Genomic DNA, 330 nt, shown 5'->3' on the forward strand with positions numbered 1-330 from the left:
GGGCAAACACCAACCCACAAAAAAAAAAAAAAAAACAACAACCAAAACAAAAACCAACCCCCCCCCCCCCCCCAAAAAAAAAAAAAAAAAAACACCCCCACCCCCACAACCCCCCCCCACCAACAAAAAAACAAAAAAAAAAAAAAAAAAAACAACCCCCCCCCCCCCCCCAAAAAAAAAAAAAACACCCCCCCCCCACACCCAACCCACCCCAAAAAAAAAAACAACAAAACCAAACAACAAAACAAACAAACAACAAAAACCACCCCCCCCCCCAACCCCAAAAAAAAAAAAAAACAAACAACAAAAACCAACAACACCAAACACCAA

At 41.5% G+C, this 330-nt stretch carries 1 protein-coding gene; it reads right to left on the reverse strand.

Features of this window, described 5'->3' with window-relative positions; translation table 11 throughout:
• The coding region (locus PUR71_RS40820) for a hypothetical protein (protein WP_329924251.1) at positions 1-330 on the reverse strand (330 nt) is incomplete at both ends.

Source organism: Streptomyces sp. SP17BM10 (assembly GCF_036322405.1).
Lineage (GTDB): Bacteria > Actinomycetota > Actinomycetes > Streptomycetales > Streptomycetaceae > Kitasatospora.